Annotated in this window: 13 protein-coding genes and 1 tRNA gene (1 of these 14 cut by a window edge); 4 read left to right on the top strand and 10 right to left on the bottom strand. The window is 69.1% G+C overall.

Annotation, left to right across the window (positions count from 1 at the left end; translation table 11 throughout):
- Window positions 1-113: 113 nt before the first annotated feature.
- The 3 genes from ACWDMM_RS25520 to ACWDMM_RS25510 all read right to left on the bottom strand — a co-directional run bounded on the left by ACWDMM_RS25520 (window position 114) and on the right by ACWDMM_RS25510 (window position 3,500).
- Window positions 114-815 carry a DUF2334 domain-containing protein gene (locus ACWDMM_RS25520; protein WP_449939896.1) on the bottom strand — a complete coding sequence of 234 codons (702 nt, stop codon included), beginning with the start codon at window positions 813-815 and terminating at the stop codon, window positions 114-116.
- A gap of 134 nt (window positions 816-949) precedes the next feature.
- Entirely contained in the window at window positions 950-3,118 is a 2,169-nt protein-coding gene (locus ACWDMM_RS25515) for a S9 family peptidase (RefSeq protein WP_357206598.1), read from the bottom strand.
- Between the two features lie 10 nt (window positions 3,119-3,128).
- Window positions 3,129-3,500 (bottom strand): MerR family transcriptional regulator, encoded by a 372-nt coding sequence (locus tag ACWDMM_RS25510; protein WP_195078147.1) that lies wholly within the window; start codon window positions 3,498-3,500, stop codon window positions 3,129-3,131.
- Between the two features lie 46 nt (window positions 3,501-3,546).
- Here ACWDMM_RS25510 and ACWDMM_RS25505 point away from each other — a divergent pair, with 46 nt between their 5' ends.
- Window positions 3,547-4,635 carry an alkene reductase gene (locus ACWDMM_RS25505; protein ID WP_357110174.1) on the top strand — a complete coding sequence of 363 codons (1,089 nt, stop codon included), beginning with the start codon at window positions 3,547-3,549 and terminating at the stop codon, window positions 4,633-4,635.
- 227 nt (window positions 4,636-4,862) lie between these two features.
- Here the strand turns inward: ACWDMM_RS25505 and ACWDMM_RS25500 are convergent, their stop codons facing one another.
- The 4 genes from ACWDMM_RS25500 to ACWDMM_RS25485 form a co-directional block, all read right to left on the bottom strand.
- On the bottom strand, window positions 4,863-5,285 hold the full coding sequence (locus tag ACWDMM_RS25500) for an HIT family protein (protein ID WP_195078145.1): 423 nt from the start codon (window positions 5,283-5,285) through the stop codon (window positions 4,863-4,865).
- Window positions 5,286-6,031: 746 nt separating this feature from the next.
- Window positions 6,032-7,453, bottom strand: a complete 1,422-nt coding sequence (gene purB / locus ACWDMM_RS25495; protein ID WP_449939894.1) for an adenylosuccinate lyase — start codon at window positions 7,451-7,453, stop codon at window positions 6,032-6,034.
- 6 nt (window positions 7,454-7,459) lie between these two features.
- The gene (locus ACWDMM_RS25490) at window positions 7,460-8,158 is read right to left on the bottom strand and encodes a TetR/AcrR family transcriptional regulator (RefSeq protein WP_323124119.1); all 699 of its coding nucleotides are present in this window, start codon (window positions 8,156-8,158) and stop codon (window positions 7,460-7,462) included.
- Window positions 8,159-8,286: 128 nt separating this feature from the next.
- On the bottom strand, window positions 8,287-9,453 hold the full coding sequence (locus ACWDMM_RS25485) for a pyridoxal phosphate-dependent aminotransferase (protein WP_195078143.1): 1,167 nt from the start codon (window positions 9,451-9,453) through the stop codon (window positions 8,287-8,289).
- 53 nt (window positions 9,454-9,506) lie between these two features.
- Here ACWDMM_RS25485 and ACWDMM_RS25480 point away from each other — a divergent pair, with 53 nt between their 5' ends.
- Window positions 9,507-10,472, top strand: a complete 966-nt coding sequence (locus ACWDMM_RS25480; protein ID WP_357110182.1) for a M23 family metallopeptidase — start codon at window positions 9,507-9,509, stop codon at window positions 10,470-10,472.
- A 42-nt stretch (window positions 10,473-10,514) separates the two neighbouring features.
- Here ACWDMM_RS25480 and purD read toward each other — a convergent pair whose 3' ends face one another.
- Window positions 10,515-11,786 carry a phosphoribosylamine--glycine ligase gene (gene purD, locus ACWDMM_RS25475; protein ID WP_195078141.1) on the bottom strand — a complete coding sequence of 424 codons (1,272 nt, stop codon included), beginning with the start codon at window positions 11,784-11,786 and terminating at the stop codon, window positions 10,515-10,517.
- Between the two features lie 180 nt (window positions 11,787-11,966).
- Between purD and ACWDMM_RS25470 the strand changes: the two genes are divergently transcribed.
- Together ACWDMM_RS25470 and ACWDMM_RS25465 are read left to right on the top strand one after the other, a co-directional pair.
- On the top strand, window positions 11,967-12,344 hold the full coding sequence (locus ACWDMM_RS25470; RefSeq protein WP_067795076.1) for a PH domain-containing protein: 378 nt from the start codon (window positions 11,967-11,969) through the stop codon (window positions 12,342-12,344).
- A 40-nt stretch (window positions 12,345-12,384) separates the two neighbouring features.
- Window positions 12,385-12,810, top strand: a complete 426-nt coding sequence (locus ACWDMM_RS25465; protein ID WP_195078140.1) for an HIT family protein — start codon at window positions 12,385-12,387, stop codon at window positions 12,808-12,810.
- Here ACWDMM_RS25465 and ACWDMM_RS25460 read toward each other — a convergent pair.
- Entirely contained in the window at window positions 12,807-14,516 is a 1,710-nt protein-coding gene (locus ACWDMM_RS25460) for a glycoside hydrolase domain-containing protein (RefSeq protein WP_449939888.1), read from the bottom strand. The genes ACWDMM_RS25465 and ACWDMM_RS25460 overlap by 4 nt on opposite strands.
- Before the next feature lie 878 nt (window positions 14,517-15,394).
- Window positions 15,395-15,418: transfer RNA gene (locus ACWDMM_RS25455), tRNA-Thr, on the bottom strand; it runs 151 nt beyond the window's last position.

The raw sequence follows: 15,418 nt of genomic DNA, 5'->3' as shown, positions 1-15,418 counted from the left end.
AGCGCCGCCGCCCGGCTACGCCATTCGCGGGCGGCGGCGCCGATCGGTCGCGCCACAGCGGTCCCGACCGGCCGCGGGCGACGGAGCCGACCCGCCCCCGCCCGCGGCGTCAGTCATGCGGCCCGAGCCGCCCGGAAGGGCTCCCACCGGTAGGTGGCGCCGGTCGCGCCGTGGAACAGGGCGAGGTCGACGGCGTCGAGCATGGCTTGACGCGGGCCGGACCGCCCCAGCTGGGCGGCCGAAACGGCCAGGCGAAGCACGCCGCCGCGACGGGCGGTGCGCGCGGCGCCCATGACCAAGGCGCGGCACCACCACGGTTCCGCGCGGAAGCCTTCGCCGATGCCGTACACCCTCGCCTTCTGCGCCGTGTTGCGCTCCAGGTCGATGATCGAGGTGAGGCCGAGCGCCAACCGGAAACCGGCATCGGGCAGCGCGTCCAGCGCACCCGCCGAGGCATCCCAGCGCGGGGCGGCGAACAGCCGGGTGCGCAGGTCGACCTGCTCGAGCACCCGGTCGGCGGCGGTCAACCGCAGCCGCGCCTCGTGTCCGGGCAGCGTGGCGAACTCGGCGCGCCGCCGCTTGGTGGCCGCCTGGTCGTAGCCGTGCAGCACGATCGCGTCGCCCCTGGCCCGCCTGCCGCGCAGCCATGCCTGCGTCGCCGGGTCCTCGAGCAGCCGGTATTTGCCCTTCAACCGCGGCGCGACCAGCAGCGAGAGCGGCACGCCGCGCCGATCCATCTGTTCGGCGAATTCGATCGCCAAGTCCCGGGTGGTGTCCCTGATCCCGGAGACCGACACGATCAGCTCAGCGTTCATGGACCCCACGGTGCCAGCCGCACGTGTCCGTGATGTGCAGACTGTATGACCAGGTGGCGAACACTGCGCCACAGCTGCGTCGAGCGGTCGCCCCGCGCTCGGCGCGCCGCCGCCACCAGCGGCGCGCCGGTGCGTCACGCGTCGGCGAGACCGACCGTGTCCAGCACCCAGGCGTGCTCGAAGGCCACTTCCCGCCATTTCTCGTAGCGCCCGCTGACCCCGCCGTGGCCCGCGCTCATCTCCGTCTTCAGCAACAGCGGCGCGTCCCCGGTCGCGGTGGCGCGCAACTTGGCGATCCACTTCGCCGGCTCGACGTAGAGCACGCGGGTGTCGTTCAGGCTGGTGATGGCCAGGATCGCCGGATAGTCCTTGGCCTCGACGTTCTCGTACGGCGAGTAGGACTTCATGTACGCGTAGACGTCCTTGTCGGCCAGGGGGTTACCCCACTCGTCCCACTCGATCACGGTCAGCGGGAGCGACGGATCGAGGATCGAGGTGAGCGGATCGACGAAGGGGACGTTCGCCAGGATGCCCGTGAACAGCTCGGGAGCCAGGTTCGCCACCGCGCCGACCAGCAGGCCGCCCGCGCTGCCGCCGTCGGCGACCATCCGGTCCGGGGCGGTGACCCCGGTGTCGACCAGATGCCGTGCGGCGGCGACGAAGTCGGTGAAGGTGTTCTTCTTGGTGAGCGTCTTGCCGTGCTCGTACCAGAGCCTGCCCATCTCGCCGCCGCCGCGCACGTGCGCGACGGCGAAGACCATGCCGCGATCCAGCAGCGACAATCGGGCAACCGAGAAGGACGGGTCGATGCTCGCCTCGTAGGAGCCGTAGCCGTACAGCAGCAGCGGCTTCGGCCCGTCGGCGGTCGTCTTCTTCCGCACGAGCGAGATCGGGATCCGGGTGCCGTCCTCGGTCACGGCCCAATCCCGGTGCTGCTCGTACTCGTCGGCGTCGTAACCGCCGAGCACCGGCTGTTCTTTGCGCAGCAGCAGCTCTCCGGTGGCGGGAACGTAGTCGAAGACCTGCATCGGGGTGATGAAGGAGGTCAGGCCGATGCGCAAGGTCGGCTGGGCCCACTCCGGGTTGGAGCCGGTGCCGACCGCGAAGAGTTCCAGATCGAACTCGAGTTCGCGCCGCTCGCCGTAGCCGGAGGCGGTCAGCGGCCACACCGCGATCCGGGTGAGCGCCTCGCGCCGGTAGCTGAGCACCAGGTGGTCGCGGAACGCGTCGATGTCCTCGAGCCGCACGTCGTCGCGATGGCCGATCAGCTGGGTGAGGTTCGACGGGTCGTCCACCGGCGCCTCGGCGAGCACGAAGTTCTCCGCCTTGACGCCGTCGACCACGTCGTTGTGCAGGATCAGGAACCGGTCCCGCCCGCCGATCACCGCGTGCTCGGCGGAGTACTCGACGCCCTCGCGGCGCGGCAGCAGTACCCGGAACTCGCCCTCGGGATCGTCGGACTCGAGCACCCAGCCCTCGCTGGTGATCTTGGAGCCGACCCAGATCATCAGATATTTCTCCGAGCGGGTCGCACCGATGCTCACCCAGTAGCGCTCGTCGGGTTCGTGGAACACCTTGACGTCGGGATCGGTGCTGCCGAGCCGGTGGCGCCACACCGTGTCGGGCCGCCACGACTCGTCCACGGTCTGGTAGAAGACATGGCTACCGTCCAGCGACCAGGTCGCGCCGGGAGCGGCGCCCGCGATCTCGTCGCCGAGCAGTTCGCCGGTGCGCAGATCCTTGAAGCGCAGCACGTAGCGCTCGTCGCCGACGTTGTCCACCGAGTAGGCCAGCAGCGTGCCGTCGTGGCTGATCGAGAACGCGCCGAGCGCGAAGAAGTCGTGTCCCTCGGCCAGCTCGTTGCTGTCGAGCAGCACCTCTTCGCCCGGGACCTCGGTCTCGGCGTCCAGCTGCGGCGGCGTCCACGCGTCGATGCCTTCGGCCTCGGCGTCGATCGGGCACCGGCAGTGCACACCGTATTGCTTGCCCTCGAAGCTGCGCGAGTAGTACCAGTAGTCGCCCAGCCGGGTCGGCACCGACAGATCGGTCTCCTGCGTGCGCGCCTTGATCTCGTCGAAGATCGTCTCGCGCAGCGTGCTCAGGTGCGCGGTCTGCGCCTCGGTGTAGGCGTTCTCCGCCTCGAGGTAGGCGATGACGTCGGGGTTGTCCTTGTCCCGCAGCCACTCGTACTCGTCGACGAACACGTCGCCGTGGTGCACCCGCTCGGTGGGCACCTGCTTGGCGACCGGCGGCGCCACCGCGCCGCTACCGGGTTCGGAGATCGTTCCGCTGTCGAGAGCCATGGCGTCCACCCTACTGTTCGGCCGCCTCGCCGCCCGCCGCACGGATGATGCCGTCGAGCACGTCACCGGTGCGGCGCAGATCGCGCATCGCCTGATCGATCCTGGCTCGTTCCTCGGTGAGCTTTTCCACCAGGAACGGCGTGGCCATGGCGTTGGGCGTGCCGTCGACGTCGTTGATGCACGGCAGCAGTTCCCCGATCGTGTCGCTGTGCAGGCCCGCGGCGAACATCTCCTGGATGCGCAGGACCCGCTCGACCGCCGCCTCCGCGTACTCGCGCTGCCCGCCGGAGGACCGCTGCGAACTCAGCAGGCCCTTGGTCTCGTAGTACCGCAGCGACCGGACGCTCACGCCGGTCCGCTCGGCCAGTTCACCGATCCGCATCTTCGCTCCTTGACCTAACATCAATGTCAGGTTTTACGGTACAGCCATGCTGCTTCTGACCGAATACCGCAACCACCCGCTCGACCTGCCCAACCGGATCGTCATGGCGCCCATGACCCGGCTGCGCTCGCTGCCCGACGGGTCCCCGACCAGCGATGTCGCCGACTACTACGCCCAGCGCGCGACCGCGGGACTGATCGTCACCGAGGGCATCTGGCCGCATTCGACCGGTCAGAGCGAAGCGTGGGTGCCGGGCTTGCAGACGCAGGCGCACGTCGCGGCGTGGCGCCGGGTCACCGAGGCGGTGCACGCACGCGGCGGACGGATCTTCGCGCAACTCATGCACGGCGGACGCAAGGGTCACCCGCTCGCCCGGATCGACGGATCCTGGCCGGCCGGACCGTCGGCGGTGCTCGACGACGACCGGGTGCATCTGATCGACGGCGGCAAGGCCGATCCGATCACTCCCGCCGCGCTCGATCGCGCCGGTATCGAGGCCGCGATCGGGCACTACGCCGCCGCCGCGCGCAATGCCGTGGCGGCGGGCTTCGACGGCGTCGAGATCCACGCCGCCAACAGCTATCTGCCGCACCAGTTCCTGGCCGACAACACCAACCTGCGCGACGACGAGTACGGCGGTTCGATCGTCAACCGCATGCGGCTGCCCCTCGCGGTGGTGGACGCGGTGACCGGGGCGATCGGTTCGCACCGCACCGCCATCCGGCTCTCGCCGGGCAATCCCCAGTTCAACATGTACGAAGCCGACCCGGCCCCGCTCTACCGCGCGCTCGTCGCCGAACTGGACGCGCGCGACCTCGCCTACCTGCACCTCACCGACAACGATCGCTACCCCGCGCTGCGCGATCTACGCCCGCGCTGGCACGGCACGCTCATCGCGAATATCGGCGAGAACCGCGAGCCGACCACGGCGGCGGGCGCGGAAGAGGTGCTGCGCGCCGGACACGCCGACTTGGTCTCGTTCGGCAGGGCGTTCATCGCCAATCCCGATCTGGTGCATCGCATCCGGTACGACCTGCCCCTCGCCCCCATTCGCGAGGAGTTCCTGTACGGCCGCACTGCCGAGGGGTACAGCGACTACCCCAACTGGACGGCGGCCCAACTGGTGGGGGACTGACTCGTCGCCAAGTCCTGCGAATACCCGAGAGGCCGAGCCCTCTCGTGGGCACCGAGCGGTCGTCACCCGGCTGCCCGGCTTCCAGCGGATCGGAAGATGACGAATGCTCGGCTGTGGCACCGCAGCCGAGCGTTTCGCGGAGGCCCTCTCCGCGATCGACGCCGCCCAGCGCGATGACCGGCGACGACAAACGAGAGCCGACAAGAGCACGCAACCCGGCGGCGAGCTCAGTCGCCCAGCGCGCCCCGGATCGAGGCGGCGAGGTAGTCCAGATCCTCCCGCCGCGGACTGGTCGGGCGGCCGCGCAAACCGAACCCGTCGCCCGGCGTACGCGGGATGACGTGCAGGTGCACGTGGAAGACCTCCTGCCCGGCCGTCACCCCGTCCGCCAGAAAGAAATTCACCCCGTCGCAGCCGACCTCGCTGGTCCGCAACGCCGCCGCCAACCGCTGCCCCACCTGGAACAGCTTCCCCCCGACCTCCGGATCCAGCTCCGCCAGACTGCGCGCCGCCACCTTCGGCACCACCAGCAGATGCCCCGGCGTCATCGGCCGAATGTCCATGAACGCCAGGACATCGTCATCCTCATAGACCTTGCTCGACGGGGCCCGCCCGGCAACGATATCGGCGAAAATCGTGTAGGGATTCACGACCGGCAGCCTATGCGGTCTCCGGTCGCGGCGATGCCGGGTAATGGATAGCCCGGACACCACCGGTGCGGTACCATCGAATCAGCTCCTGGCAGTAGCTGGGAGAAGTGGACCCGGCTCCTCTCCGGACGGTGAGCAGTCGGGTTTCTGGAGTGGTTGTCGACATCGATGACGTCGACAACCAAGGAAGCCACCAGTGGCCGCCAAACCCCACCGGCGCCGAACGCCCCAGGCTACGGCGTCAGGCCACCATAGTCCCGGCTCAGTGTGCGGCGGCAGATGCAGGTACGGCAGTTCCGCCGAAGCCTTACGAAGCGCTGCGGCGATGCAATTGCGATCGCGATGGTCCAGGCTCTCGCGCGATTCGATAACCAACCGCTCAGCCTGCAGATCCACCAGATAGGTGACCAATCGAGCCATACTCTCGTCGCGAACGCGCACCTAAGGCGCCTTTCCCGACGAAGACCGCGACGCGCACGCCTTCACATCGGGCCATCGTGGCGAGGATCTGCCGACGTCGTTGGTCCGGCTCCTTCGCGAAATGCCACCGGCGCTGGCCGGGCAAACACAGACCGCGGACCACCGCTCGTGCGTGCTCGAGCAGCTGGGCGGGCACGAGGGCAGCGCACAGTATGTAGCGGTCGCGGCGAATCGACTCGTCCACGAAGGCGTGAATGGGCCCCGGGGGACGATACCGGCCACCAGTCGAGCCGACGAACGATTTGGCCGCGAAAGGCGCAGTCCCGCTACAGGATCGGCGACGGTGAATATCTGGCCGCGTCCGGGTAGCGGTCGACGAGTTTCTGCACCTGGCCGATGACGTCGGCGACCTGGGACTCCGCCGCGCCGACGAAGGCGGACTTGTCCGACAGCGCCGCGTCGAGGGCGGGGCGGTCCAGGGGAAGGCGCGGGTCGGCGGCGAGGCGGTCGAGCAAGTCGGGTTCGCGTCCCTGCTCGCGCATCGCGAGGGCGACCGCGACGGAGTGCTCCTTGATCACCTCGTGCGCGGTTTCACGGCCGACACCGGTCCGGACGGCCGCCATCAGGATGCGGGTGGTGGCGAGGAACGGCAGGTACCGGTCCAGTTCGCGGGCGATCACCGCCGGGTAGGCGCCGAACTCGGCCAGCACGGTGAGGAAGGTCTCCATCATCCCGTCGATGGCGAAGAACGCGTCCGGCAGCGCGACACGGCGAACCACCGAGCAGAACACGTCGCCCTCGTTCCACTGCGCGCCCGCCAGCTCGGCCGCCATCGAGGCGTAACCGCGCAGCACCACCTGCAAGCCGTTGACGCGTTCGCACGAGCGAGTGTTCATCTTGTGCGGCATCGCCGAGCTGCCCACCTGGCCGGGCTGAAAACCCTCGGTGACCAGCTCGTGCCCGGCCATCAGCCGGATGGTGTGCGCGAACGAGGACGGACCTGCGCCCACCTGCACCAGCGTGGACAGCACATCGTGATCCAGCGAGCGCGGGTAGACCTGGCCGACGCTGGTGAGCACGGTCGCGAAACCGAGATGCCGGGCCACCTGCTGCTCCAGCCGGGCGAGCTTGGCCGGGTCGCCGCCGAGCAGGTCGAGCATGTCCTGCGCGGTGCCCATCGGGCCTTTGATCCCGCGCAGCGGGTAACGCTCGATCAGTTCACGCAGCCGGGTGAGCGCGATCAGCAATTCGTCGGCCGCGGAGGCGAACCGCTTGCCCAGCGTGGTGGCCTGCGCGGCGACATTGTGCGAGCGGCCCGCCATCACCAGCGCCTGGTGTTCGGCGGCGCGCTCGGCCAGTCGCGCGGCGATCGCCACGCCGTGCGCGTGCACGTGCTCGAGCGAGAGCCGGATCTGCAGCTGCTCCACGTTCTCGGTGAGGTCGCGGCTGGTCATGCCCTTGTGCACGTGCTCGTGCCCGGCCAGCGCGTTGAACTCCTCGATGCGCGCCTTGACATCGTGCCGGGTCACCCGCTCGCGTTCGGCGATGGAGGACAGGTCCACCTCGTCGAGCACGCGCTCGTAGTCGGCGATGACCCCCTCCGGCACCTCGACGCCCAGCTCCGCCTGCGCCCGCAGCACCTCCAGCCACAGCCGTCGCTCCAGTACGACCTTGTGCTCCGGCGACCACAGGTGCACCAGCTCCGGGCTGGCGTAACGGGTGGCGAGGACATTGGGGACGATGCTCACGTCCGGTCAGTCTAGTGCTCGGTAACGATCCACTTGCTGGGGCGTGGCACGGACGGGACCGTCCGTGCCCGCGTAGGCCGCCGCCTCCGGGGCCGCCGACCGCGCGGGCGGGGCCACGATGTCGATCACTTCCAGCAGCGCGCCGCGGGCCATCCGCCGCGGTTCCGGGTCCATCTCGGTGAGCGCGGCGACCACGGCTCCGTCCACCACCGCGACCAGCCGGCGCAGCTGCTCCGGCCGCACCATCCGGTCGGATCGGCGCAGCACGTCGGCCAGCAGCTCGTCCAGCTGGGCGCGCAGCCGTAGCTGGACTTCGCGCAGCTCAGGGTGCCGCGCCGATGCGACCGAACGCTCGTAGCGTGCGATGAGTTGCCCGCGCGCGCCTTCGTCGGCCCCGTCGCTGCCCACCAGAAGGTCGAGCACCAGGTCGACGGTGGCCTCCGCGCCGCGGCGGCGGTGGCTCACCTCGCCGACCCGCCTGCGCATCGCGTCCAGCTCGGCATTGCCGCTGAACTCGACGGCCCGAGCGATGAGGTCGTCCAAGGATTCGAAATAGTAGGTGGTCGACGCCAGAGGCAGATCAGCGCGCGTCGCAACCGAACGATGCCGCACCGCCTCGAAACCGCCTTCGAGCAACAGCTCGGCAGCGGCGGCTATCAAAGCCTGGCGACGCCGTTCGCCTTTCGGGGTCGTCGCGGTGATCACCGTGCCATCGTGCCAGTCGTCATCAGTTCTTCCAGGGGAAATCAGCGAGGAAAAGCAACCATCGTTGTTTTACCGCATCCGCGCGGCCAGGGTGCCGAACTGCGAAAAGTTCTTGCCGGACAGGGCTTTCAAACGCCTAGATAGTGCCCTAGACGCAGCAGCGCCGCCTCGATGTCGGCGGTTGCTCCGGCAAACGAGAAACGAACCGTCCGGTGTCCGTTGACGGTGTCGAAATCCACCCCCGGAGCGAGCGCGACGCCGGTGTGGTTCAGCACGTCGGCGCACCAGGCGCGGGAGTCGTCAGTGAGGTGGCCGATATCGGCGTAGGCGTAAAAGGCGCCGTCGGCGGGGGCGAGGTCGGTGATGCCCAGTTTCGGCAGGCCGTCCAGCAGCAACCGCCGGTTCTCCGCGTACCGCCGCACGTGCCCGTCGAGTTCTTCCTTGGCCTCAGCGCCGAACGCGTGCAGCGCCGCGTACTGCGAGATCGCCGGCGGGCACACGGTCAGGTTGGAGGCCAGCCGTTGCAGCGCGGGGCGCAGGCCGCTCGGCACCAGCATCCAGCCCAGCCGCCAGCCCGTCATGGAGAAGTATTTGGAGACCGAGCCGATCACCACCGCTTCCCGCGAGGTCTCCCAGGCCGACGAGGTGGCGCTGTCGGGGCCCGTGTCGTAGGTGATGCCGTGGTAGATCTCGTCGGAGATCAGCAGCGTGCCGTGCTCCTCGCACCAGCGGGCCAGCGCGGCGAGCTCCGCCGGGGCGATCATGGTGCCGGTGGGGTTGGCGGGGCTGGCCACCACCAGGCCGGCGGGCGGCTCGGGAAGCGCCTCGAGCATGGCGACGGTGGGCTGGAACCTGGTCTGCGCGCCGCAGTCGAGTTCCAGCACGCGGCAGCCGAGCGCGGCGAGGGTGTTGCGGTAGGCCGGATACCCGGGACGCGCCACCACGACGGTGTCGCCCGGGTCGAACGCGGCGAGGAAGATCAGCGAGAACGCGCCGGACGAGCCGGTGGTCACGACCACGTCGTCCGGGTGGACCTGGTAACCGTAGGTTTCCCGATGGTGTTGTGCGATCGCTTCCCGAATCGCCAGAATGCCGAAAGTCTCCGTGTAGCCGAGCAATTCGGACCCGATGGCCAGTTGAGTCGCGCGCAGGACGGGCGCGGGCGCAGGCGTCGACGGCTGCCCCGCCGCGAGCACGAGCACATCGCCGTGGGTCCGGGCGCGTTCCGCGGCGGCTTTCCACACATCCATCACGTAGAAAGGTGGAATGGTCGACCGGCGAGATTCTCTGGACACTCGACAGACGGTAGAGCACGCTTCGCCGCACAGTCGCGGTTATGGTCTACCCGATGCTCGATAAGTCTCGACGAGACGGACTCGACCGAGTGCGCGGAGTGGCCGGTATCGGCGTCATTCCGCGCGATTGGCGTGCGGGCTTGCCGCGCCGGTCCCGGCGACGGCTTTTCGGCGATGGCGGCCGGTTCGATCCGCGCCGGCTGCGGGCCTGGTGGCAGCGCAGGCCGGACCCGCGCGACCTGTGGCGGCGCAAACCCACCGGCGAGGAGTTGCTGGCGCTGGCGCGCAAGCACAAGGTGCTGCTGGGCGGGCTCGCGGCGACCGCGATGTTCGCCGCGGGCGACATGTCCTTCGCCGGGACGGTCACCGATCGCACGCCCGCACCGGACCGCGCCCAGCGCGTCGCCGTCGCCTATCCCCCGCAGATGCAGAACACCCCGCCTTCGGTGACCAGGTTGCTGAACGCGATCGCCAACGGTGAGCGGCTGCGCGAGCAGGCGGTGGTCGCGGCCGCAGCGCGCGCGACGCTCGAACGCGCGAAGGCCGAGGCGGCCGCCGCCGTGGCCGGTGAGCGGCAGCCGTGGATGACCGGAACCGCGCCGGTGCAGCCCGGGGCGACGCTGCCGGGCGGCCACGGCTTCGCGCTGCCCGCCCACGGCGTCTTCACCTCCGGCTTCGGGTCACGCTGGGGAACGTTCCACAACGGCATCGACATCGCGGGCCCGATCGGCACCCCGATCTACGCGGTCGCCGACGGCACCGTCATCGACGCCGGACCGGCGCAGGGCTTCGGCCTGTGGGTGCGGATCCGCCACGACGACGGCAGCATCACCGTCTACGGGCACATGTACGACTTCTTCGTCTCGGTCGGCGAGCGGGTGCCAGCGGGCATGCAGATCGCCCGCATGGGCAACCGCGGCGACTCGACCGGGCCGCACCTGCACTTCGAGGTGATCGCCGGCGGACAACACGTCGACCCGCAGCAATGGCTGGCGGTGCGCGGACTCACGTTCGGCTGAGCCCGCGACGCGCCGGGCGGCTCAGGGGAGTCGAGCCGCGGCTCAGACCTCGATGCGGTTCTCCACGGCGGCCAGGCCGATGTCGGTGCGGTAGTGGCTGCCGGGCAGTTTGATCGCGGCGATGCGGTCGTAGGCGCGGGCGCGGGCTTCGGCGAGGTCGGCGCCGACGCCCACCACGTTCAGCACCCGTCCGCCCGCGGAGACCAGCGCGCCGTCCTCGCGCTGCGCGGTGCCCGCGTGCAGCACCGTGGCGTTCTCGTCGGACGCGCCCTCGCCAGCGCCGGAGATCGCGTCGCCGAGACGCGGACGCCCCGGGTAGTTCTCCGCGGCGAGCACCACGGTGATGGCGGAGCCGTCGCGCCAGCGCGGCGGGGCCACCTGTGCCAGCGTGCCGGTGGCGGTGGCGTACAGCAGCTCGCCGAGCGGGCTGTCCAGCAACGCCAGCACCGCCTGCGTCTCGGGATCGCCGAAGCGGCAATTGAATTCGACCACGGCGGGGCCGGCCGCGCCGATCGCCAGCCCGGCGTAGAGCAGGCCGGAGAAGCCGCTGCCGCGCCGCACCAGCTCGGCGGCAACGGGTTTCACCACGTCGTCGACGATCGCGGTGACGGTCTGCTCGGGCAGCCACGGCAGCGGCGTGTAGGCGCCCATGCCGCCGGTGTTGGGTCCGGTGTCACCGTCACCGACGCGCTTGTGATCCTGCGCGGGCAGCAGCGGAACCACCGTCTCGCCGTCGACCAGGCAGAACAGCGAGACTTCCGGTCCGTCCAAGAACGACTCCAGCAGCACCGGGTGGCCCTGCTCCAGCAGTTCGGCCCCGTGCTCGCGCGCCGCCGAGCGGTCGGCGGTCACCACCACGCCCTTGCCCGCGGCGAGTCCGTCGTCCTTCACCACCCAGGTGGGACCGAAGCGGTCGAGCGCGTCGTCCAGCTCGGCCGGGTTGTCCACCACTTCGCTGTGCGCGGTGCGCACGCCCGCCGCGGACATGACGTCCTTGGCGAAGGCTTTGGAGCCCTCGATCCGGGCGGCCGCGGCCGACGGTCCGAAGCACGGGATGCCCGCCACGCGCAGCGCGTCGGCGACGCCGAGCACCAGCGGGACTTCCGGGCCGATCACCACCAGGTCGGCATCCACCTCCGTGGCCAGCGCGACCACGTCCTCGGCGGCACACGGGTCGACCGGGCGAACCTGCGCGTGCTGCGCGATCCCGGCATTGCCTGGAGCGGCGAACAGCGCGGTCACCGCGGGGTCCCGGCGCAGGGCCAGGACGAGGGCATGTTCACGGGCTCCGGAACCGATGACGAGTACACGCACGGCAGACAGCCTAAACGAGCCGTTCGGCGGGATCGCCGCTGCCGGTGCGCGCGGAGGGGATGATGAAAGGGGACAACGGATGTGGGACGGCACCCGGCCCGCACCGACCACTGTGTCCTTTTCCGGCATGAGCGGGGGCCTGACCACTCGTGCCTCCGGAGCACCGAAGGAAGTGCTGAAATGGGTCTGATCGACGGACTGATGGGCAACGCCGGCCGGATCGATCCGGGGCAGGCGCAACAGGAGTACGCCAAGCTCCTCGGCAACGGCGAACAGGTCTACGCGGCGTACCTGCTGGTCCGCGACGCGATGCTGTTCACGAACCGCCGCCTGATCCTCATCGACAAGCAGGGCGTCACCGGCCGCAAGGTGAGCTATCACAGCGTTCCCTATCGCGCGATCACCCACTTCTCGGTGGAGACGGCAGGCACCTTCGATCTGGACGCGGAGCTGGCCATCTGGATCTCGGGCAGCGACGAGCCGCTGCTGAAGCGGTTCAACCGGCAGGTGGACATCTACGAGGTGCAGGGCATCCTGTCGCACTTCGTCGCGGTATAGCGCGGGGCGCCTGCCGCGACTCGGGGCTACGCTGCGGGACATGGCTTCTGTCTTCAGCGCGATCATCGCCGGTCAGCTCCCGGGCCGTTTCGTCTGGGAGGACGACGAGTTCGTCGGTTTCCTCACCATCGCCCCGGTCACTCCCGGTCACACCCTCGTGGTGCCCCGCAAGGAGATCGACCAGTGGCAGGACATCGACGCGGGCACCTTCGCCCGGCTGACCGCCGTCGCCCAGAAGATCGGCCAGGCCGTGCGCGCGGCCTGGGACGCGCCGCGCGCCGGTCTGCTCATCGCCGGTCTGGAAGTGCCGCACCTGCACGTGCACGTGTTCCCGGCCTTCTCGCTGGGTGATTTCGACATCTCCGGCGCCGACCCGAACCCGAGCCCCGAGTCGCTGGACGAGGCGCAGGCCAAGATCAAGCAGGCGCTGCGCGATCTCGGCTACGGCGAAAACGTGCCCGCCTAACTCGCCACGTCGCGCAGGGGTGTGTCGACTCCGCCGACCGCGACCGTGGCCAGGGTCTGGCTGGGGGTCCAGTAGATCCGGCCGTGCTCGAAATCCTGGTAGGTCCCGGTGTCCCAGGGGATTTCGTCGGTGGCCGGCCAGCCGAGCGGTCCGTTCTCGTAACCCGAGCGGTTCCAGCGGTCGCGGATCGCGCCGTGCACCCAGCACACGTTGTCGCTCGATTGCCGCCGATAGAGCGCTCCGCCCTGGAAACCCTGCACCTCACCCGTCAGCTGACCGTCCGGCCCGTGCGTCACGGTGCGGTCGGTGATCGGATACCCGAGCGGGCCCGCCTCCCAGCCCATCGCCTCGAACTTTCCCCACAGCGTTTCCGGGATGGCGTGCGCGCCGGTATCCGGATGCCAGTAGATGTAGCCGTGTTCGAACTGGGCGAAGCGTCCCGCGCCGTCGGGCGTCGCGATCTCCCCCTGCGTGATCCGCCGGCCGAGCCACGGATTCGCCGCCGCGCAATCGTTGATCGCGTTCGGCTCCGACCCGCTCGGCTCGCCGGTGGCGAAGCCGCGCACATCGTCGGCGAACACGTCCCAGGGGAAATTCGGTCCCACGTCGGTGTGCGTGCCGATGCCGAGGCACTCGGTGACGTACTTGTGGTCGGAGATGCCCTGACGCCGCTGGTAGGGCGGTGCGATGACATACGTGTCGAACCCGTACTTGCGCGCGTCCTGCACCGCGAGCCACGCCGCGATGCGGATGTCGTCGCGGATGCGCAGCCAGTCGTCCCGGCTCCACGCGACGCGGCTGCCAGCGAAACAGAGATTGATGGTGAACGAGTTCGCGTCCAGCACCGACCAACTGGCCAGGTCGGTGTCGACCACGTCGACCACCACGCGGTCGCGGACGGTGTAGTGGTAGCTCACCCCGTTCGCCGGATTGTTGAGGTAGTTGGCCAGGCTCTCCGCCGTTCCATTGCCTTCCTGGGTGTGCAGCAGGAAGTTCTCCACGCGGGCGCCGTGGCGGCTGGACGCGGAGTCGCCCATCCGGTCCAATTCGATGTAGTCGGGCTTTTGCATTGTGCCCCCTGAATTCGGCGCCTTCGACCATTGGCCGTAGTCGTCGGCGAGAACTTTGTCGATATCCACCACGACACCGCCGACCCGGTCGGCGTCGATGCGGATCTGATGCAGGTGCGCGGCGGGATGGTCGCCGTTGATCGAGGGATCGCCGGACCAGTTGTGTTGCCAGAACCAGCTGGCGACGCCGTCCTCCAGCGCCCAGTCGATGCATCGGGCATTGCCGTACATGCCGGTCCATTCCAGACCGACCACCGACGCCCAGCCTCGGAGAAACGGCGCGATCAGCGAATTCCATTCCGCCAGCGTCGGATTTGCGTCGACCGGGGCATACAGCGGGCGCGAGCGCGGCCCACCGGCCGCGCGGTGATAATCGAGCGCGATCCGCGCGTGGTGCACCCCCGCGTCGTAACCGCCTTTCCAGTCCGACGTCTCGCCCTTGCCGTACTGGTAATTGGTCACTATCTCGAGCCCGATGGCACGCAATCGGTCGCAGTATTCCCGCCGCAGCGGCTTCGCACCGAAATTCGTCCCGGGCCGGGAATCGCTGAAGTAGCCGATGACGCCCGCGTATCCGGCGTCTTTGATCGCTTGCGGCTCGATGAGCGCGGCGGAGAAGTCGATCAGCTCAGTCATCGCGCGCCCCCTGGATGGTACGAGACCGCGCAACGGCCGGCGGCAACGCGTTGTATTCGTACATCTCAGTAACTTTCGACAGATGGAGAACCCGGTACAGCTAGAGTCACCCGAATGTGCGCGAAGTATGCCGCCATGCTCTATTTGTGGCCCATCCGGTGTTTGCGCGTGATCTGAACATGCCTATCCCGAGAAATGTTTGCGCACACCAGACTACAAACAGACTCGTAGCCGGAAACATGCTTGTCGGTCGGCGCTCAGATGTGCTGCCCGTTCGCTACCAACCACCGAACTGGTCGGCCGCTTTCCCAGCCCGGCCGCGACGGGACCACGAGGACGAATTCTCCGACATATGCGATGAATTGGATCGGCGCGTTCGACGACACGTCCCACTTCGGAACAGTTGTCCCGTGGCGGCACCGCAGCCCACGAATTCCGCAACGAAAAGCACAGGCGGTGCGCTCGCTCCGCGTCGGCCCTCGCCCGCCCCGCTCGTCACGCGATCCCGCAGATCCGCTCGAAGGCTGCCGACCCGACCGCATCGTCCAGCCGAACCCGAGCGAGGCCACAACTGACGGCGACTACGAAGAACCACACCGGGGCACCCACCGAATGAAGCGGCACCCTCTCGATCAGAGACCCCGAACACCCGGCACGGCCTCTACCACTGAGCCACAGCCGCGCAGCGACTGGATGGAGCCCCCTGTCAGGATCGAACTGACGACCGCTCGCTTACAACACCGGGCACGGCCTCTACCACTGAGCTACAGCCGCGCAGCGGCTGGATGGAGCCCCCTGTCAGGATTGAACTGACGACCGCTCGCTTACAACACCGGGCACGGCCTCTACCACTGAGCTACAGCCGCGCAGCGGCTGGATGGAGCCCCCTGTCAGGATTGAAC

The organism is Nocardia sp. NPDC003726, from assembly GCF_053586955.1.
This window is presented reverse-complemented; position numbering and strand designations above follow the sequence as displayed.